Origin of the sequence: Paenibacillus sp. N3.4, from assembly GCF_008017805.1 — a bacterium.
Taxonomy (GTDB): Bacteria; Bacillota; Bacilli; order Paenibacillales; family NBRC-103111; genus Paenibacillus_E.
The window spans coordinates 1-19,130 of the sequence record NZ_VRTT01000103.1 but is presented as its reverse complement, the minus strand read 5'-3'; the positions used below and the strand labels follow the sequence as shown (position 1 = coordinate 19,130).

Sequence of the window (19,130 nt, the reverse complement as noted above, 5' to 3'; positions counted from 1 at the left end):
AGAGCAGAAATAGCATTGAATAACAATTTATGGTATGTTCACATCGAACCATTCAGGTGAAACAAGGAGGATAAATGAAAATTGACGATGTGAAAGAGTTGCTTTGGTTTGCTTGGAAGGAAGCTCTTTGTTGTATCTTTCCGGTTATCATTTTCTTAACACTAGCGCTTTCTAAGTTAATTGAGATTCCCTATCTCCCTAGATATGATTTTATTTTACTTATCTGTATGTTAGTTCAATTATGGATGGTCTGGACAGGGCTAGAAAGCTTAAATGAACTTAAAGTCATTACTCTTTTCCATTTATTGGGGCTAGGTCTTGAGTTATATAAAGTAAGTATGGGTTCTTGGTCATATCCAGAGGAAGGCTGGACGAAAATAGCCGGTGTACCGCTATACAGCGGATTTATGTATGCCAGTGTGGCGAGTTATGTTTGTCAGGCATGGAAACGGTTTGATTTGCAACTCATCAAATGGCCTCAAACTTACTCAGCGATGTTCCTTGTTATTTTCATCTATTTAAATTTTTTTACTCATCATTTCATGTACGATGTTCGTTGGATTTTAATCGCAGGGGTATTCCTTTTATTTAGAAAGTCGAAAGTATTATTCACGGTAACTAAAAAACGGTATGAAATGTCAGCGATCGTTTCGTTTATATTAATTGCCATCTTTATTTGGTTTGCAGAAAATATTTCAACATTTTTTGGCGCTTGGAAATATCCGAATCAAAACGATGTTTGGCGGATTGTACATTGGGGGAAAATCAGTTCGTGGTTTCTGTTAGTTATTATTAGTATTATTATCATCGCTCAGCTCAAAAAAGTGCTATACGGTCAAAAAATGGAGGAACACCATGTAAACCAATCTATACGCTAAACCTTTATCAGAAAAGGTTTGGCGTTTTTTTAAAAATATAAGAATTTATATGTTTTGGGTTTTCCATAAGATGACCCCTGGTATTATTGCGGGATTGCATACCTTCGGCTCACGATTAAACTTTAATCCGCACATTCATATGCTAGTGACGATGGGCGGAATGAAGGCAAATGGAGAATGGAAGACGTACGATGATGTACCGTTCGAGATGCTTAGAAAACAGTGGCAAACAGTCGTATTGAAGCTGATTCGAAGAAGCTTGAACGAAGAAGAGCGTGCAACGGGAAAAGATCCATTAGTCTGTCCAAAATGCGAATGTTATTAAGAATACAAGGGAGAAGTCTGTCTAGAAGAAGGAAAATTAAGGATTAAGTACGCAACTTGCGAGAAAACACGCGGCTATTTGGAAAGGATGATTCGAGATCTCACAGGGAAGCAAGAAAACCAAAAACAAAAAGAAGAAACCGCAGTTGTCCATAAGCAACTACCTTCTGTCGAAGCAGGAAGTGAAGTATATATGGCAGTTGGAACCCCACATCCATCACTCCCCATGCACAAAAGTATGGGTTTACACGTAAAAGGACCGTCAGGATGGTTTTCCCTGACGGTTTTTCTTAGAGTTGTTGCACCATGTACACTTGTTCCAATTGCGAGGTAAAGCCTGCAAGTCTTATCGCTTCAACAGCAAAACTGCTTGAGCTGGAGAGATTCATCGTCATTCGTTTGCATGCGCCTATTTGAGGAGCGTATACTTCGTTCATCATAGCGGCGATTAGGGGAGCAGCGTCGTTGATGCCAGAACCCGTTTCACACTGATATAAGACAATAGCACTACATTCCCCTTGCTCATTATAGGTGCGTTTATAGAGGGAATATCCGAGAACCTCACCGGAGTTGTTGTCAAAAGCGAGAACGACCTCGCCGCCGCGGAGACTTTCCCATTGTGTTTGCCAAGCTCTATCTCTTCTATATATAGGAATGAATGCAAGTTCTGAAGGAACTGTTTTTTTCAGTGAAAAAGAATGGCTTCTACGGGATATCGATGTGAAAGCTTGAACCGGCAGCGCATCTGTCATTTGGAGAATATGCAATCGATCCTTAATCTGATAACCCATATTTTCATAGAGTCGTATGGCACGCTCATTTTCGGAAATAGCTTCTAGAGTCGCTAGATGTACCCCTTGCTCACGATATAAGCGGATCGACTGCTCGATAAGTAGTTTGCCGATTCCCTTGCCTCGGTAGTCGGGAATGACGCCTGTTCCTCCGTTCCAAGCCATTTTCTGTCCTTGATGCGTTCGGAATCCATTCGCGACAAAGCCGATAGGCATTTCTCCATCAAATGCGACAATAGAGAGATCTAAAGAAATCCCTTCATTGGCAGTACGCTGTACAAAAGTATCTACAGTTAAAGTAATGGGGATAAAATAGTGCTCAAAGCCCTTGTTCCAGAGAGATACGGCGTCCTTCAAAGAAAGATCGCTAAATGTGCGGAATGAAATCAAGAGTGGTCACGCCTTTCGTCTTATAAAATAAGATTTCATCTTCCATTTTAGCATGCCGAAGAATTAAATGGTAATATATTGAAATGACAACGACAACGATATGTCGAGGAGGGTTGGATGGGTTGGACGTAAGACCTATTTCAGATCATTTGCAGCAGAACCTGCGTATTCTTTTCGTCGGCTATAACCCGAGCCTTCGTTCTGGAGAAACGGGACATCATTATGCCAGTCCGAGCAACCGATTTTATAGGATTTTGTTTCAAGTAGGCTTAAACCACGTTTATATAAGCCACAAGAGGATGGAGATTTATTGCAGCTGGGTTATGGCTTTACGAAATTGTCGCCCAATGTATACAACGCAGAAAAACTATGGTAAATTTAAAATTGGGTTTTATATAGTGGTATTGTATTTCATTCTGTGAAACTTATTTTGGTCTAATAAGAAGGAGGAACCCAAATGGAAGATTCGATCAAAAAAAATGTGCAGCAGCAATTTGCTAAAAATGCCCAAAAATATGTCACAAGCCCTCGTCATGCTCATGGAGAGGATTTATCGTTGCTCGTCTCATCGTCCAATGCGGATACGCACATGGAAGTATTAGACATAGCAACAGGTGGCGGGCACGTAGCCAATGCTCTCGCCCCGCTTGTTCACCGTGTCATTGCTTATGATTTGACTGAAGAAATGCTAACGAGCGCTGCCGGCTTTATCCGTGGAAACGGTCACTTGAACGTAGACTTTGTGATAGGTGATGCGGAACGGCTCCCATTTGAGGATGCTTCCTTCGATCTTGTCACTTGTAGAATTGCCGCGCATCATTTTCCCAATTTACCGGCTTTTGTGTCTGAGGCATTCCGAGTAACCAAACCAGGTGGCAAATTGCTTCTTATCGATAATGTTGCTCCGGAAGATGACCACTATGATCAATTTTACAACCGTATTGAAAAACAAAGAGATCCGAGTCATGTGCGAGCATGGAAAAAGTCTGAATGGGTTAACCTTTTAGAACGCGCAGGTTTCCGAATTGAAAAGATCGCATGTTTCTCTAAACCTTTCCATTTTAATGACTGGTGTGAGAGGTCAGGCCTACCGGAGAATGAAAAAAACGAGTTGGCGCGCATAATTCAGCAAGCCTCACTTGAGGTGCGCGATTTCTTTTCCACCCAATTTGACGACGCTGGTGAACTTCTCGGGTTTTCAGGTGAATCCACTTATTTTCAAGCTGTTCGCCAAAAATAAATAAATCCTGTAGGGTATACAGGATAGTAAAATGGAAAAAGTACGCTAAGCCTTGAAGATAAAGGGCTTGGCGTTTTTTTATTGGCGAAATTTGTCGCTTTCTCTATTAATTTTAGGTTATCATAGGAAGATAGATCACTAGACAACCATCACGAGACTATTTATGAGAGAGAAAGAAGTGCTAACATTGAAAAACTTGAAATTATCCTCACTTTTGGTAAGTATGACCCTTTTATTCGGCTGCAGTCATTCTGAAAATAAGGTTGCGCCACTTCCAACAACAGCTAAACAAGAAGAGATAGTAACGGTAATCAATAAAACGGTTGCAGAAAAACCGGCTATTGAAAAGCCAGAAGAACGTGTCATTCATCGTGTGAACACCACTGAACGGAAAGTTGCCCTTACATTTGACGATGGACCCGACAATAAATATACACCCAAAATTTTAAATATTTTAAAAACAAATGACATAAAAGCAACTTTTTTTGTCATTGGCGAGCATGCGGAAAAATACCCTGAAGTCATGAAACGCATCGCCCAAGAGGGACATGCCATCGGTAATCATTCCTGGGATCATGCCAATCTTGCTAAATTACCTAATGATCGCATTAAGTCGGAAATAACAGACACAGATACGAAGATTAATAGTATTGTCAATCAAGTCCCGGTATTGTTTAGAGCTCCTTATGGTGTAGTAAATAATGAAATTAAAAATATTGCAGCAAGTACTGGCCATCAAATTATTGGTTGGTCGGTGGATACGTTGGATTGGGATGGGAAAAGCGTTGCTCAAATCTTAGCTGCTCTAAAAAAGGAAGTTAAGCCTGGTGCCATCATTTTGCAGCATTCTGCGGGTGGTAAAGGCGGTAACTTAGGCAACACGATCGAGGCACTCCCACAAATCATTACTTACTTGAAACAAAATGGTTATTCCTTTGCAACGGTTCCCGATCTGCTAAAGATGGACAAAGTAGAAGCCGTTGACGCGACTTCTAAGCTTGTAAAATGATAAGTGTAAATGATGAATCGTTCAAATAAGTGAATTAATTATTCAAGCTGATGTCAGTAGTACATGACGTCAGCTTGTTTTGGTATGAAACTCAAGAATCGCTGCCATCCATAATGATATGGCCTTGACCGAGTTCGATTTCAGTGAAACCAGCCATATGGCGTAACTGGTATCTTACAGGCTCATTTCTGCCGATAATAAGGATATTCTTGATATCGGAATGACTGCCTGAACGGAGGGAAAATGATTTGGTATAGGCATATTCTTTATTAAGAGTGCTATGAATGGCGTTGATTCGTTTATCATTTTCACCTTTGCCCATTAGGTTCATGATGAGCGAGCCCTGGGGATCAAGTTTTTCTTTGGTTATCTTAAAAAATTCTCTTGACGTTAAATGCAGGGGCGTCCCTTTACTGGTAAAGGCGTCCAACATAATCGTGTCATAGCTATGTTCCTTCTCATTACTCAGAATATGGCGTCCATCACCAATGACAACATTATCTTGGCTATATCCGAAAAATTCCTTGCTTAACGCAACGACTTGATCGTCAAGCTCAGCCACTTTACAGCGCTTATTCGCTAAATGGCCAGGGATCGTTCCGATCCCATGCCCGATGACGAATACATCCTCAAATGTTGGATTATTGCATGCCATTAAGTGGATCATCGCCCTGGGATATTCAAAAACGATGCGTTCGGGATCATTCAAATCTACAGCACCTTGTACGGCTTGTTTGGAAAACTGCATGACGCGAAAATTTCCTTTTTCGCCATATAACTCTGTTGTGTCATAAATAGCAACCTCATGGTTCGTACTGAAAGCCTCAAATAATATGTGCAAGTCATCGATCTCCTTCAAGATGAGGATTATAGGTGGGAGGTTCCTTAGTTGTAGTATATCATTGGCTATTTCATGAAGTACAACGGGAGGCGTATTGCACGCATACTTGTTGAAGATTTCACTATATTGCTTTTATACTCGGTATTCGAAACATGTTGCGTTCCTTCAGGTATAGTAAGGATACACAACCAAAATTCTCAAAGGAGGAGAATAGCTTGCTGACGATTGCAACAAAGAAATTTGAATATGGGCAGGAAGACATTGATTATCTAACTAGTGTTGATGATACGCTGGGAGCAGCGATGGCACGGATGGGGAGAATTGAAAGAGTTGTTATTCCGGATCTGTTCATAGCACTCATTTATGCCATTGTTGGACAATTGATATCGGTGAAGGCTGTACATACGATTTGGGAAAGGATGTTGAATCAGTTCGGGAGATATCTCCACAGCATTTAGCAGGGCAGTCTCCAGACGATATTCAAAAATGCGGGATGACAATGAAAAAAGCGGTGTGTATTCAACAAATTGCTGAAGCGATTTCTGAAGGCGCTTTTCATCTGGACGAGCTATACACTTTGTCTGATCAGGAGGTTATTCACAAACTTACAACCTTACGTGGTGTCGGTAAATGGACAGCGGAAATGATGCTGATTAATGCCATGGAACGCCGTGATGTCGTCAGTTGGGGTGATATTGCAATACGCCGCGGTATGATGAAACTATATGGACTGGATGCCATTACCAAGGAACAATTTGAACAATATCGCCTTAGATATTCGCCTTTAGGTTCGGTTGCTTCGATTTATTTATGGGAAATTTCATTCGAATAGTGGTTTATGTTGTTAAAATTAAGCGATGAGGGAGCAGTAAAGTGGGAAACACGATGAAGGAGCATTTATTCGAATTAGCGGAGGAGGATTATCGCAAATTTTCCGCGGCATTGATTCCGAATATTTCCAATGTGATGGGCGTAAGATTACCGATATTGCGAAAGCTCGCCAAACAAATAGCAAAAGAAGATTGGCGCACGTATCTTGAACATGCTGACCAAGTATTTTTTGAAGAAGTCATGCTGCAAGGTATGGTTATTGGCTATGTGCAAACAGATCTAGAAGAAATTCTTCGTTATGTTGCTGGTTTTGTTCCAAAAATTGATAATTGGTCAGTCTGTGACAGTTTTTGCATAGGATTAAAGTTTACGCGAATGAATGGAGAACAAGTATGGGGATTTATACAGCCTTATCTATGTTCTACAAAAGAATATGAACTCCGTTTTGGTGTAGTCATGCTGCTTAATTTCTACATGGAGGAGCCCTATATAGGGAGAGTTTTACAATTGTTGGATCGCATCAAGCACGAAGGCTATTATGTGAAGATGGCGGTTGCATGGGCTGTATCTATCGCCTTTGTGAAGCAGCCTGAACCTACCATGGCCTATTTACACAGCCATACATTAGACGATTTCACTTTCAATAAAGCCTTGCAAAAGATAACAGAATCATTTCGAGTAGATCAGGATACCAAAGTATTGATTCGAAGCATGAAACGCAAATAAATAAAGGGAAAAGGTTTGTCGCGAAGAAATAGTAAGGAAATATGATCCAATGGCAGGGCTGCTGGAAGGAGGAATTTATCGTGCAGGGGAATCTACTCAGAAAAGTAAAAAGGAAGCTTTATCTGGCTTCACTTACACTTGTATTACTATTTACAGGAACTGCTTGCCAGTCAACACCCCAGGTACAGGATTCCCCCTCGTCTAGGCAAGCTTCAGCGACAGAATTGCCTTCCACAGCGATTGCAGCGAGAGTAAGCGAAAACAGCAATGGGAATGAAAATAGGATTAAAGAACCAATAATTGTCGCGGAAGGCATATTGAATACGAACGTAAATGGGATGAAGGCCATGATTCGTATTTGGATGACAGAGGGTAAGGAATTAAATGATCCGGAGCCCGGACCTTTCCAAGGAACAATTCTTAAAGGGAAATTTGATGCAGTTGCTACCGATCCTGAGGGTAAGGAACTTGCCAGATTCGAATTGAACCAAGGTTTTAACGGTGAAGAGATGAGTTTCAAAAAGGGACCACCTTTTAGACTTCTGTTCGATGATTACAATGGGGACACCCAACCTGACTTTACAATTGGGCAATGGGGAGGAAGTAACGGAAATTTCTATACCATTCTCACGATAGGTCCGAGCGGATTTGGCATATTGGACTCAAACATTTATTCGGCTGATCACCGTTCATCCATTCGATATCGTAAAATTGCTCCGCAAGCGTTCCTAAATAAATACTATGATCAAGAAAAAGGAACCTATATCGATCAAATCCATCGCTGGAAGGACGGGGCTTTTCTTATAGAAGCTCCCTTCACAGCAAAGGAAGTGAGCGCAGCCGGTGTAGATGATGCGTCTCTATCTGATGACACTTCAACATGGCTCAGTTCGAATCTGGAAACTGCTGATGGGACACTAAGAGCGTCCGCGAAATCAGCAGCAGGTAGTATTCGCATTGTTTCTGTCGGTCAAGAAACGGCAGAGAGGCTTGGTGCTCCGAGTTGTTTAGGTAAGGAAGAAGACTATCGCATTCAAGGGAGTTATAAGGTTATTTTCCAGAAGACTAATCAACAGGAAAAGCTCATTGCTTCCTTAAACCAACTTACGCTTATTTCTCCTTCGATGGACGCGATTAATATGGAGAAACTGCTGCTTGATCAAGTTGAGATCTTTACCTTTTATCCTCAATATCAGGATTGCCATGGCATCAGCTTTTATCTATTCGGGATCGACAATCAAACTGGAGATGCATATTCTTACTCATTTGTCATTGACGGAAAAACACAAGACAGTTTCTATGTGAAGCCAGGAACGAAGCCAATTATTAATAATGGACAACTAATTATTATGGTTAGCACGGGACCAGGTGGCGAGGTTTCGGAAGATCAGTATGTATTTAACACGGATCTAAAGAATCATCGCATGGAATTAGTTGAAAAACGTATCTCATCTAACAAATAAAGTTTAATTTCTTTTTATTTAATCAAGGCTCGAAGCCCTTCTGACTCACATAAATCTGATCCTCGGGAAACACCTGTTTGAATCGCTCATAGACGATTTTGTATGCATCAGGGTGGTACCATTCTTCCAAATCTAAATCTTTATACAATGCCTCCATGCCTAATTGTCGTGTCCGTTTACCACCGCTGCCGTCTCCCATAAAATAATCATCCAAACAGACTCGATGGACCACTGATTGAAGGAGGTAAGGAAAAGCTTCACTGCTTGGCAGCATTGGAGCAATAGCAGCCTGTGTCGGAACACCGGCATCCGCCAATAATTGAAGGGTCTTTAATCGAGCGTTTATGGGAGGGGCACCCGGTGAAAAATGCTTACGAATATCTTCACGATCCGTTTCCACTGTAATACTGACACGAACCTTCTCACCAAGTCTTTGCAATAAATCAATATCTCTGCGAACAAGCGGACTGCGTGTCTGCACGAACAAGAAATCAGGTGGATCTGCCGCCATGACCTCCAGCAAAGATCGGGTGACTTGTTCCTTGTATTCAATAGGTTGATAGGGGTCTGTACTTGATGACATAAAGATAGTGACAGGCCCTTTGGTTTTGGCCTTCGTTAGCTCTTTCCGGAAGATGTCTGCCGCAGATTTCTTGATATCTACCCATGTCCCCCAGTCAGCGTTGCGGAATATGGAGACAGGCATTCCCCGCACATAGCAGTAAGAACAGCCGAACGAACAACCTGTATAAGGATTGAGTGAATGACTGTAATCTGATAGAAAGCCAGTTCCTTTATTCAGGAGTGTTTTCGGATATTTGTATACGTATTCCAGCTTCATAGGCGATGTATGTCATGAACGTTCGTCATAACAACCTCCTGACTATTTGTCTTATTTAGCATCATGGAAAATAATACCTAAACTGTATCGGGTTCCGGATGTAATTGTGCTTACACCATGCCGAAGTGTAGTTCGATAATAACCACGCGTTCCTAAAACCGGACGGTAATTCGTTGGGAAAATAAGGCCTTCACCTTGTTCGAGCGATATGACATGACCTCGACTTTGTGCACGAGGGCGCTGTTCCACTAATAAAAACTCTCCACCAGTGAAGTCTATCTCCTTTTGATTAAGTGCGAATACGACCTGAAAAGGAAAAAACACATGGCCGTACAAATCCTGATGCAAACAGTTATAACCACCGGCCTCATATTTCAAAATCAATGGGGTGGATCGCGTCTGTTCTTCAGCATGGCATTGATCCAGAAATTGTGTTAATGCTGCCGGGTAAGAAGAAGTCATACCTAATTGTTCCAGCCATCGATTTGCTGTTTTGGCAAGTTCCGGGTAAAGTCCTTCGCGCATCTGTTGCAGCGAAAGAGGAAGGGGAGCATCGTAATACTTGTACTCCCCGATGCCAAAACGGTATCTGGCCATATCTATGGTGTTTCGGAAATAGTCCGATACTTCGTAAGTATCAATGATATCTTTGCATTCTGAACGATTTAACAAAGCAGGGAGCTTGGCGTAACCTAGTTCGTCAAGCGATTGCTGAATGAGGTGCCAATCCAGATTAGCTATGCGATCAGTTAGAAGATGAGGCAATCTGTAAACCTCCTTGAACAAGAGCACCGTTCTGCTCCAATTGTAATAATTTCGTCTTCATGTCCATGCCGCCGCGATAACCGGTCAGTGCGCCATTTTTGCCGATAACTCGATGACACGGAATGGTTATGAGAACAGGATTTGCACCAATGGCCGCTCCGACTGCGCGAACGGCGGCCGGTCTTTGGATCTGATGGGCAATATCGGAATAAGATTGGGTCTGTCCATATGGAATGGCGCAAAGCGCGTTCCAAACAGCCATTTGAAAAGGTGTTCCATGAAAATCACAAGGGATGGCAAAGCTTTTAAGATTGCCTTGCAAATAGTCAATAAGCTCATCCGCATAGGGCTGGAGCTTCATGTCATCTTGAATCAGCGGGCTGCCTGGAAAGCGAGCGTTAGCCCAGTCGGCCAACTCCTTCAAAGAATGATTCTGAGAGCCAACAAAGCAAAGTCCTTCAGATGTAGCCGCGATGTGGATATGCCAATCCTCATGCGTGAGCAGTGTCCAATAGAGTGGCGAATTTATTTTATTCTTCATGATCAAAGATCTCCTTCATGGTTGTTATTAGAAAGTTGGCGATAGCCTGCGGGCGTATGCCTCGTTTTCTTTTTGAACAGTGTGATAAAATAAGGCGTATTCGAAATACCTACACTTGCACCTACCTCGGCAATAGGTTTATCTGAATAAATAAGAAGTTCCTTGGCTTTATCTATTCTTTTTTGCTGGATATAAGCAACAGGTGTTAGACCTGTGACTTTCTTAAATGTTCGATGCAAATGATAAGGACTGCCATGTCCAATATCCGCTAAACTTTCTAGTGTTAACGTGCTCGTATAATTGTTATCGATATATTCGGTTATCACAGCTATCCATTCGTCATCAGGCAAGCGCATACCGGTTGGTTTACATCGTTTGCATGGTCGGAATTTTGCGGATAAAGCTTGCTCGGCGGTTTGGAACAAGTTAATATTTTCTTTGTTTGGCAGCCTGGATTTGCAGGAAGGTCGACAAAAAATACCTGTGGTCTTTACGGCGTAAAAAAATAGACCGTCGAAAGCAGCATCATTATTGACGATAGCTTGCCATTTCTCATTTGTCATTTTGTCCAATCTTTGCTGTGCCATAGGCCATCACCTCCACAAACAGTATACCCCTAAACAGGAGCATTTGTGCGTATTTGCGAATGTAACAGCAAGATAACGAAATTAAATAAAGCAAGATATCGTAATCCCGCGGTGGTTTGAATTGCAGATAAGGATGTGAATGATGTGAACCATCTGAAAAACAAAGCACTAATGATCTTTATGCCGATTGTTCTTATATGTTTATTTGGATGTACAACACATACAAAAGTAGAGACGAGCCAGACGAGCGAATTTGAAAAAGATTTACGTTCTCAGTACAAGGAAATTAAAAAGATAATAATCCAGTATGCGCCAACACAAATACAAATTATTTACTATATGGAAAATGTAAAAGATGATACAGAAAGTGAACGAATCTTTAGACAGACCAAAGCACTTATTCAAAGCAAAAAATTTCAAGATGAAGTTATTCAAGGCAGTTACTTCAAGAAATATCCCCAAGCCGATGATTGGGAATATCCGCATATTTCCGTAAATTTTGATGTGAATAACGATGGTGAATTTGATTTTGAATACTCTTCACTCAATAATAAACAGGAGAACAATCAAGAGAATGTCCAATATGCAGTATGGTACTATTGGGATTATAAGAGTACTCCGGTACCCTTGCCTTAGATTCCCAATAATTGGGAGGAATATGATGGAATTCAGAATGATCGATGTTATTACAGATAGAAAAACGATGGTATCCTTTCGCAAAGATTCCTATGTGGTGAGCTTCGGAAGTGAAGAGGGCTTTGGTGATGAAGATGATTATATGAAACGCATAGAAGATAGAATGATCCGCTTTCCCGAAGGGATAGTCCTTGTTGAGCATGACGGAATACCGATTGGACAGATTGAACTTCAAATCGTTCATTATCAAGGGAAAGATATTGGTTATGTAAATCTTTTTTATTTGACACCTGAGAATCGCAGTAAAGGATTTGGCAAACAATTAGTAGCTTACGCGGAAAGCTTTTTTAATCGTCAACAAGTGAATGAGTATCATTTGAGAGTCTCTCCAACCAATTTTCATGCTGTCAGATTTTACGAAAAACACGGCTTGAAGATATTGGAAAAAGAACAGAATAAATATGAGGTTTGGAGAATGATAAAGGAGCTTAATCCGAAATTATAATGGTAGGGGGAGCTAATAAATGTAGATGGCCTCTAGCCATATTTATTCAGGCAGAGGCTTTCATATTTTGAATGGGGAAGTTTCTTTTCCGAGTTGTATAAAACAGGATGAGATAACCGAGTGTCACGAGTGTGCATATGAAGATATCTACACCGATCAGCACCTGATAGCTCTTAAAATAATCAAAGGAAACGCCTCCGATCAACGCACCAAGAATGCCTCCCCCTTGATGGAAAAGAAGTAGGAAGCCGGTTTGTTTACCCTTTCCTTTTGCAAATTCATTTACAATCAGCAGCCCTCCAGGAATCGCGCTCAAATACGTTAGACCGAAGGCTATAGCAAAAAGGACAGGTGACCAGCCTAGGTGCATAAATAGGAATGCAAATCCCATAATACGTATTCCATACAAAATGGTCATCATAACCATTTTATTGACTCGGTCCAACAAATAACCGAAAACGAGCGACCCCATAATTTCCATAACGCCAAGCACACTCATGGATAATGCAATCATACCTGGTGACACACTGGCCAACTGATGGATGGCGACCAAATTCATCTCGACAGTCCCCATATTAAAACCGCAGGTGAACAATGCGCAGGCAACGATTATGAAAATAGGCAATTGTAAAGCTGCTCCCTTGAGCGAAGGACGGACTTTTGGGGGACTTTCCTGATCTTCGGCGTTAGCAAATTTATTCTCTTGCGCAATCTTTTCTTTGTTGTCCTTAGGCTTAACGCCTTTAATACCAAACCAAATGACAGGCAAGGTTACAAAAATGCCTAGAATGAATGAAGCCAGAAAGGCATCTTTCCAAGTCAACCAAGTTGATGAAACAAAGATTGGCGTACTGACCGCTAGCCCTAGAGAGGAAGCGCTCGCTAACAGCGCTGTTGCTTTGGCTCGATGATGTTGAAACCATTCAAACATCAACATATAGGTCGTGGTCGTTCCAATACCAACGAAGCCGGAGATTACTCCGTATCCGATAAAAAAGACGATGGAATGATGCCCTAGTACGACGGTTCCTGTCCCTACAATACCGATGACCGCGCTAACCAACATGACTTTTTTAGGACCATAGCGATCCACAAGCCATCCTCCAAGGGGGGCGCAAATGGCTGCAATCAGTAAGTTAGTTGACCATGCCATTGAAATAAATCCCCTGCCAATTCCTAAATCCTCTGATATTTGAACTTGAAAATAAGCCATAATGAACCGCGTCAATGCGCCTATAAATCCGATTATCCAAAGCGAGCCTAATCCCATCCATGCATGCTTAGGCTCCTTAAACCATGTCGCACTCACTGCACATTCCCCCTATACGACGTTAAATAATAAAGATACCGATCGGTATCTTTATTATAACAGAATGTTCAGCCATTTCAATAGATCCAGTTCATTTGTTATAATGAAATTAATATTTCATGTTTGCCATGGAGGATTAGCATGCAAAAAGGTGAAAACACCCGCAACCATATTATCGCTAAAGCCGCTGAGCTTTTTAACCAGAAAGGTTATTCAGGTTCATCCTTGTCTGAAATTACAGAGCTTACAGGCATTAAGAAGGGTGGCATCTATCGCCACTTTGACAGTAAGGACGAAATTGCTATTGAAGCTTATAACTATGCAGGAAATGTAGTTGGAAGTAAATTGAATGAGGCGATCAATCAGCAAGAAACAGCTGTTGGCAAGCTGCTCGCCTTTTTACATGTTTACGAAAACGTCGTTGAAGCGCCACCATTTATCGGAGGCTGTCCGCTTCTTAACATAGCCACCGAAAGCGACGACAATCATCCGATCTTACGCGAAAGAGCCCAGCGAGGGATGGAGGGGACGCTGGACAACATGAAAGCGATAATTTCCCAAGGTATTCAAAGCGGTGAATTCAAAGCGGATCTTGATATTAATGCTCTAGCTACCTTCACGCTTTCCATCATGGAAGGCAGTGTTATGATGAGCAAGCTGGAAGGGGACAACCGGCATATCCGAATGAATATCGATAGCTTTTCCGCTTATTTGAAAGGAATCTGCTTAAGATAAGGAGAAAATTGCTGTGAAGCTTTCAGTACAGCAGCCAGAGATAGGGATGACATCTTCGAAGGGAACATGTAGAATGGGGTTGAAAAATTGCTCAAAGAGGAATTAAGCAAAATTGTTGAAAATGAGTATGCATTGCCAGAAGGAATAGATGATTATTTGATCGTAAAGCAAGTTATTCTTGTACTTTCTTCACCAGATCCGGAATTACGTGATAAGTTAGCTTATCGAATTTTATATAACTGGCTATTAGAAAAAAAGCTGCTTCAAGATGAACAATTAGAAAATTTGCTTGAAGATGCGATTTCTCAAAGTATGTTATTCAATGGCATGGGTCAAGCAGGTACGGATACCATCTTTTTGCGTTCCTTTTCCTCATTATTAATAGCGCTAATCCTTATTCGTGATAATAAGGATCATTTCTTAGCAGAACATACCATTCGGAAAGTAATGAATACTCTAGTCCGCTATTGTAGGGAAGAAAAGGATTATCGCAGCTATGTAGAAGGAAAGGGATGGGCACATGCAGCAGCCCATATTTCCGATGCCCTTGATGAATGTGTCCGCAGCAGGTACATCGGGTTAACAGAATGCAAGTTGGTGTGGAGTGGGCTAAAGAAATTGCTTGAGAATGCACCAGAAGTGTTTAATTCGGAAGAGGACGAGCGTATCGCTACTGCTGCAACTGCAATGGTAGAGTTGGGTAAAGTACCTCTTTCGCTAATATGCGAATGGCTTATGGATGTAAGATTGCCAATGGAGAATGACATTCATCTAAGGCACATACGAATTAATTTCAAGCATTTCACGCGGTGTTTTAGAATGCGTTTACAGAAAAAAGGGTTGTTGCCTGCGGAAAATAAGCTGATCATAATCGAGGAGAAATTTAATCCTTACATGAGATAATTTATGGAGCGACATATATTTTTTATTTAAAAAGATGGACATATCTATAAAGTGCAAATGCTGCTATAACTATATAGATAACTATTTCATTCCAAATGGTTTTTCGTCGATGTGTAACTGTAATACCTAAATCGCGATCCCAGGTTGTTTCCCTGAGTTTGTGTTTCAAGTTGTTATAACCGTCCCAATAAGTTATCAAAGTAATAACGGGTATACCCATGCCAAGACCACGCCACCATACGAGAAGACCTCGTTTCATTGCTTGTTTAAAAGTTAATTTTAAACCATTTTCATTGTGTACTTTTACCCCAAATAAAAACTTGCCTAAGGTAGTTCCTATTGTGGAAAGAAGTACAGCTTCTATAAGAATCCACAATATGAGTAGGATCATACCAAAAATATATTTCCAAAGACCGAAATAGGGTGCGAAAACAGATATGATTTCTAGAAGAACGCCCACCAGAAAGCCAAAGACAAACATATCTATTTGCCTGGCCCACATTCGCATCCAAGGTCTTACCTGGGTTTTTGCAATATTAAATTCTTCATAAATTTCTGCAGATAACCAATCTCCCGATTCATCATTTTTTAGCAAAGTATTCTTTTTTATCAGATCTGTGTTAAATAGGTTACTAATCTCCTCGCTTGAATAAGGGCCAAAAGATTGATTTCCTTCTTTATAATACCAATTTAAGTTCTTAATCATCTGGGACTCCTTTTAATATGATATTGTCTTATTTTATAATAATTTAGCGGTATGATAAATAGTCTGCATGTTATTTATTTCCAAATATTAAGTCGGATGGGATCCTCATTGGCATGTTGAAGAAGCTTGAGTGGGATGGATATGCAGATGCTAAGGAGATGAAGCTTTTGACACCACCGGGCGTCAGGCGGTCGCACACATATCGAATACTTTAGGAGCCGGGATATTGATCTGCTAATTGTTGGCGAGACGAATGAATGGGAAACGAACGAGTATGTGAGGGACGCCGCTGATATGGGACATGCGAAGGCACTTATCATTACAGGCCATCAGAAAAGCGAGGAAGCTGGGATGCTAACTGTCGTTGAGAGGATTCGCGAGGCGTTTCCTGAGCTTGAAGTAGCGTTTATCGGAAGCCCTCTCGCGTTAAGCCGGATTTAATATAAAAATCTAATCGTATGTGTATAAAAATAACGCTTCAGCGGTAGACAAGGACTTATTATTAAAGTCCTTGGCTGCCGCTGTTTTTATTTTTGAGACTGATAGAAATAATTTTTTCTCAATGAAGTAAAACATTTGCGTAAAAAGGAACCTTTTGGATGTAACAGGGTCTTATTTATTGGGGTGAGTGTAATGGCGAATGATTTGGAATACTTGAAGAATCTGGCTCGGGGTTATGACCGAGAGCTTGTACTGCAAGATGTAATGAATAAGTTTGGGGAAGATGTCTGGAACTTTGCCTACTTCTTGACACGCCGTCCCGATGTCGCTGATGATTTAGCGCAAGAAGTATTTCTCGCGGCATTCAAGGGAATGTATGCGTTTCGTGGGGAATGCTCAGTAAAAAGTTGGTTACTAACCATAACTCGAAATAAAGCATTGCATTATTTACAAGGTGCATTCATTCGAAAAGTAACATTGACTGATCGTTTTATTTCAAATGAAGTCTCACCTGGAGCAGAGCAGGTCTTGTTCAATCGAATCGAGAACCGGGATTTATGGGATACGGTTATGACTTTGCCACGTAAATATAGAGAAGTGCTGATCTTAGATTACCATTACGGTCTCAAACTGAATGAAATCGCCCAACTATTGAAGGTTTCCGTTGGGACTGTTAAATCAAGATCCCATCGAGCGAAAAAAAAGATGAGTGAACGATTAATCCATAACAATGAGGAGGTTTAGGAAATGAATGATGATAAACCTGTCTGGGCTGAGCTAATGGCAGATTCGCCATTTGCTGATCGTCATTTTACAACCGTTTTGGAGGACAACGTCATACACAGTGTCAGGGAAACACGCCAAGAGCATTTACGTATTTATAAAGTCGTTGCAGCAGCAATAGCACTTGCCATACTGTGGCTTGTAATAGGTTTGGATGCAAAAATGAACAATATAAATTCTTCTCATGAAGTAAATGTCAAAATGGTTGAGAGGAAAGCATACTACGACCATGGGCGACTGCTCTTTTCAGTTGCACCGCAGCCAAACGCAAGGGCTGGTGAGACGAATGGCTACATGTTTCATTTCGAGGAACCCCTGGGGACATATATGGGAAAAACATTGACCATTCAAGCGGTACAGCTCCTTACAGGAACAGTAGAGATGGTCTCATCGGAGGTCATTGCAACGCCGAGTCCAGGTTATCCTGGGCTTGAAAGGTATACGGTTCGATTCGCACTGCCTCTTGAAGGTATTTGGCGATTAGATGTTTTACTTGACGACAAGACATACGGCGATGTGACGGTATTGATGAATAAACCGTCGTGGGAAACCAGTCCTTTGTTCCAATCAGGCAAGTATTTAATGCGTGGTAATGAGAATCAGGATGGCTTTATCGATGCAGGCTTCATTGCTGGAAAATCGCAGAAATATATGTGGCATTTCTGGGGAACTGAGGCTCAGTTAAATGGACCTTTTGAGATAAAAGCAGTGAAAGAACATTCCGATACAATCATCCAAATCTTTTCTTCAAATCCCTTAAGTTCCTCAAATGCATTAGCCAGTGAACTAAACGGAGCAGACCGTTCTGCTCAACGATGATGATGCTGCCCGAAAAAGGGCGCTGGCGCTTGCTTCCCTATGTTCATGGCCGTTTGTTGAATACAATCGTTGTGGAAGTAAAGTAGAATGGAAGGGTCAATCAGATTTTGTGGTTGACCCTTTGTCATCTATTCGTTAAAGTCGTTTTAACATAAATTGCAAAACCATATAGACAGCTAGAATCCATATCAGACAAGCAGAAATTTTATTTATTTTGGCAAGGAAAAGGCCTTTGTGATCACGTTTTCCGAATTGGCAACCTACGAAGGCTAACCCAAAAAACCACAGCCAGGAAACCAAAATAATACTAATTGTGAACGCCCATTTTTCTCTTCCAACATAGTTTAAGGAATTGATCCCGATAACGCCGATTGTATCCATAATCGCATGAGGATTCATCAAGGAGACCGAAACGGCAAACAAAATTTGTTTTCTTGGTTTGCTTTCGTGATGTAATACGGTATGACCCGGCTTACTTGTCCATAGTACCCTTCCCATATACAACAGGAAGAAAAATCCGATGATAGTTAGAACAGCTTGCAGCCAAGCTAAGCTTAGTACGACAAATGAAACTCCCAAAACAGCCATTAAAATAAGTACCGTGTCACAAAAGGATGCTGTGAGAATAACAGGTAATACTTTTAAGTAAGAAGGTTGGTTAGCACCTTGATTAAATACAAACATATTTTGTATGCCTAATGGCAGAATAAGTCCAAACCCTAAAATAAAGCCATGTAACACAACTTCCAGCAAAACAATCTCCTCCATCTTTACTTGAATTCTCACTATATATGTTGAACTAATGGCTTTCGTTGCAATGGAAAGGATTTATTCCAAAGCAAGGATTGTGAAGAAAATGATAAAAATTACTGCAATTGTACATCTTTTTTTCTCCGCATCGATTCGCGTGATTACATTCATGCGAATCTACATGTTTTCTCCGCTCCCGTTTGAGTTGGGTCCATAATCCGTGCGAATTCCTGCACTTTTGCAGGAATTCCTCATGAATAAGCCATTTCGATTAAAAAAGCCTGCACGATTGCAGGAATTTCCTTTTCGTTGTACC

At 41.1% G+C, this 19,130-nt stretch carries 23 protein-coding genes and 2 pseudogenes; 16 read left to right on the top strand and 9 right to left on the bottom strand.

The window, feature by feature from the left end:
* Positions 1-80 precede the first annotated feature (80 nt).
* Both FU659_RS31420 and FU659_RS31415 read left to right on the top strand, forming a co-directional pair.
* Positions 81-878 carry a DUF817 domain-containing protein gene (locus FU659_RS31420; protein ID WP_261808181.1) on the top strand — a complete coding sequence of 266 codons (798 nt, stop codon included), beginning with the start codon at positions 81-83 and terminating at the stop codon, positions 876-878.
* A 64-nt stretch (positions 879-942) separates the two neighbouring features.
* A pseudogene (locus FU659_RS31415) lies at positions 943-1,341 on the top strand (transposase); the annotation flags it as partial.
* 151 nt (positions 1,342-1,492) lie between these two features.
* On the opposite strand, the gene FU659_RS31410 reads toward FU659_RS31415, so the two are convergent.
* A complete protein-coding gene (locus tag FU659_RS31410) occupies positions 1,493-2,383 on the bottom strand; it encodes a GNAT family N-acetyltransferase (protein ID WP_147951173.1) in 891 nt (296 codons plus the stop codon).
* A gap of 83 nt (positions 2,384-2,466) precedes the next feature.
* On the opposite strand from FU659_RS31410, the pseudogene FU659_RS37865 reads away from it, so the two are divergent.
* The 3 genes and pseudogenes from FU659_RS37865 to FU659_RS31395 all read left to right on the top strand — a co-directional run.
* A pseudogene (locus tag FU659_RS37865) lies at positions 2,467-2,723 on the top strand (mismatch-specific DNA-glycosylase); the annotation flags it as partial.
* 117 nt (positions 2,724-2,840) lie between these two features.
* A complete protein-coding gene (locus FU659_RS31400) occupies positions 2,841-3,623 on the top strand; it encodes a class I SAM-dependent methyltransferase (RefSeq protein WP_147951172.1) in 783 nt (260 codons plus the stop codon).
* Between the two features lie 163 nt (positions 3,624-3,786).
* Entirely contained in the window at positions 3,787-4,632 is an 846-nt protein-coding gene (locus FU659_RS31395) for a polysaccharide deacetylase family protein (RefSeq protein WP_261808179.1), read from the top strand.
* 91 nt (positions 4,633-4,723) lie between these two features.
* Here FU659_RS31395 and FU659_RS31390 read toward each other — a convergent pair whose 3' ends face one another.
* On the bottom strand, positions 4,724-5,491 hold the full coding sequence (locus FU659_RS31390) for a spermidine synthase (protein WP_147951171.1): 768 nt from the start codon (positions 5,489-5,491) through the stop codon (positions 4,724-4,726).
* Between the two features lie 197 nt (positions 5,492-5,688).
* Here FU659_RS31390 and FU659_RS37860 point away from each other — a divergent pair, with 197 nt between their 5' ends.
* Genes FU659_RS37860 through FU659_RS31375 form a run of 4 tightly spaced genes read left to right on the top strand, consistent with a single transcriptional unit; the run spans position 5,689 to position 8,493 of the window.
* Positions 5,689-5,931, top strand: coding sequence for a DNA glycosylase family protein (locus tag FU659_RS37860; RefSeq protein ID WP_261808178.1), 243 nt, complete (start codon positions 5,689-5,691; stop codon positions 5,929-5,931).
* A gap of 35 nt (positions 5,932-5,966) precedes the next feature.
* Entirely contained in the window at positions 5,967-6,305 is a 339-nt protein-coding gene (locus FU659_RS37855; protein ID WP_261808177.1) for a DNA-3-methyladenine glycosylase family protein, read from the top strand.
* Positions 6,306-6,358: 53 nt separating this feature from the next.
* A complete protein-coding gene (locus tag FU659_RS31380; protein WP_397356968.1) occupies positions 6,359-7,030 on the top strand; it encodes a DNA alkylation repair protein in 672 nt (223 codons plus the stop codon).
* 41 nt (positions 7,031-7,071) lie between these two features.
* A complete protein-coding gene (locus tag FU659_RS31375; RefSeq protein WP_187274525.1) occupies positions 7,072-8,493 on the top strand; it encodes a hypothetical protein in 1,422 nt (473 codons plus the stop codon).
* A gap of 22 nt (positions 8,494-8,515) precedes the next feature.
* Here the strand turns inward: FU659_RS31375 and FU659_RS31370 are convergent, their stop codons facing one another.
* The 4 genes from FU659_RS31370 to FU659_RS31355 are packed head-to-tail and all read right to left on the bottom strand — an operon-like array spanning position 8,516 to position 11,227.
* Positions 8,516-9,334 carry an SPL family radical SAM protein gene (locus tag FU659_RS31370; protein ID WP_147951168.1) on the bottom strand — a complete coding sequence of 273 codons (819 nt, stop codon included), beginning with the start codon at positions 9,332-9,334 and terminating at the stop codon, positions 8,516-8,518.
* A gap of 51 nt (positions 9,335-9,385) precedes the next feature.
* Entirely contained in the window at positions 9,386-10,099 is a 714-nt protein-coding gene (locus FU659_RS31365; RefSeq protein ID WP_147951167.1) for a 2OG-Fe(II) oxygenase, read from the bottom strand.
* Positions 10,080-10,640, bottom strand: coding sequence for a methylated-DNA--[protein]-cysteine S-methyltransferase (locus FU659_RS31360; RefSeq protein ID WP_147951166.1), 561 nt, complete (start codon positions 10,638-10,640; stop codon positions 10,080-10,082). Before FU659_RS31360 ends, FU659_RS31365 begins: the two co-directional genes overlap by 20 nt.
* Positions 10,641-10,642: 2 nt before the next feature.
* Positions 10,643-11,227: a bifunctional transcriptional activator/DNA repair enzyme AdaA gene (locus tag FU659_RS31355; RefSeq protein ID WP_147951165.1), complete on the bottom strand. Its 585-nt coding sequence runs from the start codon at positions 11,225-11,227 to the stop codon at positions 10,643-10,645.
* A gap of 144 nt (positions 11,228-11,371) precedes the next feature.
* Here FU659_RS31355 and FU659_RS31350 point away from each other — a divergent pair, with 144 nt between their 5' ends.
* Positions 11,372-11,863, top strand: a complete 492-nt coding sequence (locus FU659_RS31350) for a hypothetical protein (protein ID WP_147951164.1) — start codon at positions 11,372-11,374, stop codon at positions 11,861-11,863.
* Between the two features lie 22 nt (positions 11,864-11,885).
* On the top strand, positions 11,886-12,368 hold the full coding sequence (locus FU659_RS31345; protein ID WP_261808176.1) for a GNAT family N-acetyltransferase: 483 nt from the start codon (positions 11,886-11,888) through the stop codon (positions 12,366-12,368).
* A gap of 46 nt (positions 12,369-12,414) precedes the next feature.
* On the opposite strand, the gene FU659_RS31340 is transcribed toward FU659_RS31345, so the two are convergent.
* Positions 12,415-13,677, bottom strand: a complete 1,263-nt coding sequence (locus FU659_RS31340) for an MFS transporter (protein ID WP_147951163.1) — start codon at positions 13,675-13,677, stop codon at positions 12,415-12,417.
* 141 nt (positions 13,678-13,818) lie between these two features.
* Here FU659_RS31340 and FU659_RS31335 point away from each other — a divergent pair, with 141 nt between their 5' ends.
* Positions 13,819-14,412 carry a TetR/AcrR family transcriptional regulator gene (locus FU659_RS31335; RefSeq protein ID WP_147951162.1) on the top strand — a complete coding sequence of 198 codons (594 nt, stop codon included), beginning with the start codon at positions 13,819-13,821 and terminating at the stop codon, positions 14,410-14,412.
* 87 nt (positions 14,413-14,499) lie between these two features.
* Positions 14,500-15,315, top strand: coding sequence for a DUF2785 domain-containing protein (locus FU659_RS31330; RefSeq protein WP_147951161.1), 816 nt, complete (start codon positions 14,500-14,502; stop codon positions 15,313-15,315).
* 22 nt (positions 15,316-15,337) lie between these two features.
* Here FU659_RS31330 and FU659_RS31325 read toward each other — a convergent pair whose 3' ends face one another.
* Positions 15,338-16,021 (bottom strand): RDD family protein, encoded by a 684-nt coding sequence (locus FU659_RS31325; RefSeq protein ID WP_147951160.1) that lies wholly within the window; start codon positions 16,019-16,021, stop codon positions 15,338-15,340.
* Between the two features lie 294 nt (positions 16,022-16,315).
* Here FU659_RS31325 and FU659_RS36000 point away from each other — a divergent pair, with 294 nt between their 5' ends.
* The 3 genes from FU659_RS36000 (at position 16,316) to FU659_RS31315 (ending at position 18,064) form a co-directional block, all read left to right on the top strand.
* On the top strand, positions 16,316-16,462 hold the full coding sequence (locus tag FU659_RS36000) for a hypothetical protein (protein ID WP_187274524.1): 147 nt from the start codon (positions 16,316-16,318) through the stop codon (positions 16,460-16,462).
* Between the two features lie 192 nt (positions 16,463-16,654).
* Complete coding sequence (locus tag FU659_RS31320; RefSeq protein ID WP_261808175.1) at positions 16,655-17,206, top strand: RNA polymerase sigma factor; 552 nt, start codon at positions 16,655-16,657, stop codon at positions 17,204-17,206.
* Positions 17,207-17,209: 3 nt separating this feature from the next.
* The gene (locus tag FU659_RS31315) at positions 17,210-18,064 is read left to right on the top strand and encodes a hypothetical protein (RefSeq protein ID WP_147951159.1); all 855 of its coding nucleotides are present in this window, start codon (positions 17,210-17,212) and stop codon (positions 18,062-18,064) included.
* Positions 18,065-18,199: 135 nt separating this feature from the next.
* Here FU659_RS31315 and FU659_RS31310 read toward each other — a convergent pair whose 3' ends face one another.
* Complete coding sequence (locus tag FU659_RS31310) at positions 18,200-18,817, bottom strand: LysE/ArgO family amino acid transporter (protein WP_147951158.1); 618 nt, start codon at positions 18,815-18,817, stop codon at positions 18,200-18,202.
* Positions 18,818-19,130 lie beyond the last annotated feature (313 nt).

Excerpts from the sequence above, each read along its gene's own strand:
- FU659_RS31400 (WP_147951172.1), top strand. The coding sequence starts at position 2,841 with ATGGAAGATTCGATCAAAAAAAATGTGCAGCAGCAATTTGCTAAAAAT.
- FU659_RS31320 (WP_261808175.1), top strand. The coding sequence starts at position 16,655 with ATGGCGAATGATTTGGAATACTTGAAGAATCTGGCTCGGGGTTATGAC.
- FU659_RS37855 (WP_261808177.1), top strand. The coding sequence starts at position 5,967 with ATGACAATGAAAAAAGCGGTGTGTATTCAACAAATTGCTGAAGCGATT.
- FU659_RS31325 (WP_147951160.1), bottom strand. The coding sequence starts at position 16,021 with ATGATTAAGAACTTAAATTGGTATTATAAAGAAGGAAATCAATCTTTT.
- FU659_RS36000 (WP_187274524.1), top strand. The coding sequence starts at position 16,316 with ATGGGACATGCGAAGGCACTTATCATTACAGGCCATCAGAAAAGCGAG.
- FU659_RS31355 (WP_147951165.1), bottom strand. The coding sequence starts at position 11,227 with ATGGCACAGCAAAGATTGGACAAAATGACAAATGAGAAATGGCAAGCT.
- FU659_RS31345 (WP_261808176.1), top strand. The coding sequence starts at position 11,886 with ATGATGGAATTCAGAATGATCGATGTTATTACAGATAGAAAAACGATG.
- FU659_RS31315 (WP_147951159.1), top strand. The coding sequence starts at position 17,210 with ATGAATGATGATAAACCTGTCTGGGCTGAGCTAATGGCAGATTCGCCA.
- FU659_RS31395 (WP_261808179.1), top strand. The coding sequence starts at position 3,787 with ATGAGAGAGAAAGAAGTGCTAACATTGAAAAACTTGAAATTATCCTCA.
- FU659_RS31380 (WP_397356968.1), top strand. The coding sequence starts at position 6,359 with ATGAAGGAGCATTTATTCGAATTAGCGGAGGAGGATTATCGCAAATTT.
- FU659_RS31360 (WP_147951166.1), bottom strand. The coding sequence starts at position 10,640 with ATGAAGAATAAAATAAATTCGCCACTCTATTGGACACTGCTCACGCAT.
- FU659_RS31335 (WP_147951162.1), top strand. The coding sequence starts at position 13,819 with ATGCAAAAAGGTGAAAACACCCGCAACCATATTATCGCTAAAGCCGCT.
- FU659_RS31370 (WP_147951168.1), bottom strand. The coding sequence starts at position 9,334 with ATGAAGCTGGAATACGTATACAAATATCCGAAAACACTCCTGAATAAA.
- FU659_RS31375 (WP_187274525.1), top strand. The coding sequence starts at position 7,072 with ATGATCCAATGGCAGGGCTGCTGGAAGGAGGAATTTATCGTGCAGGGG.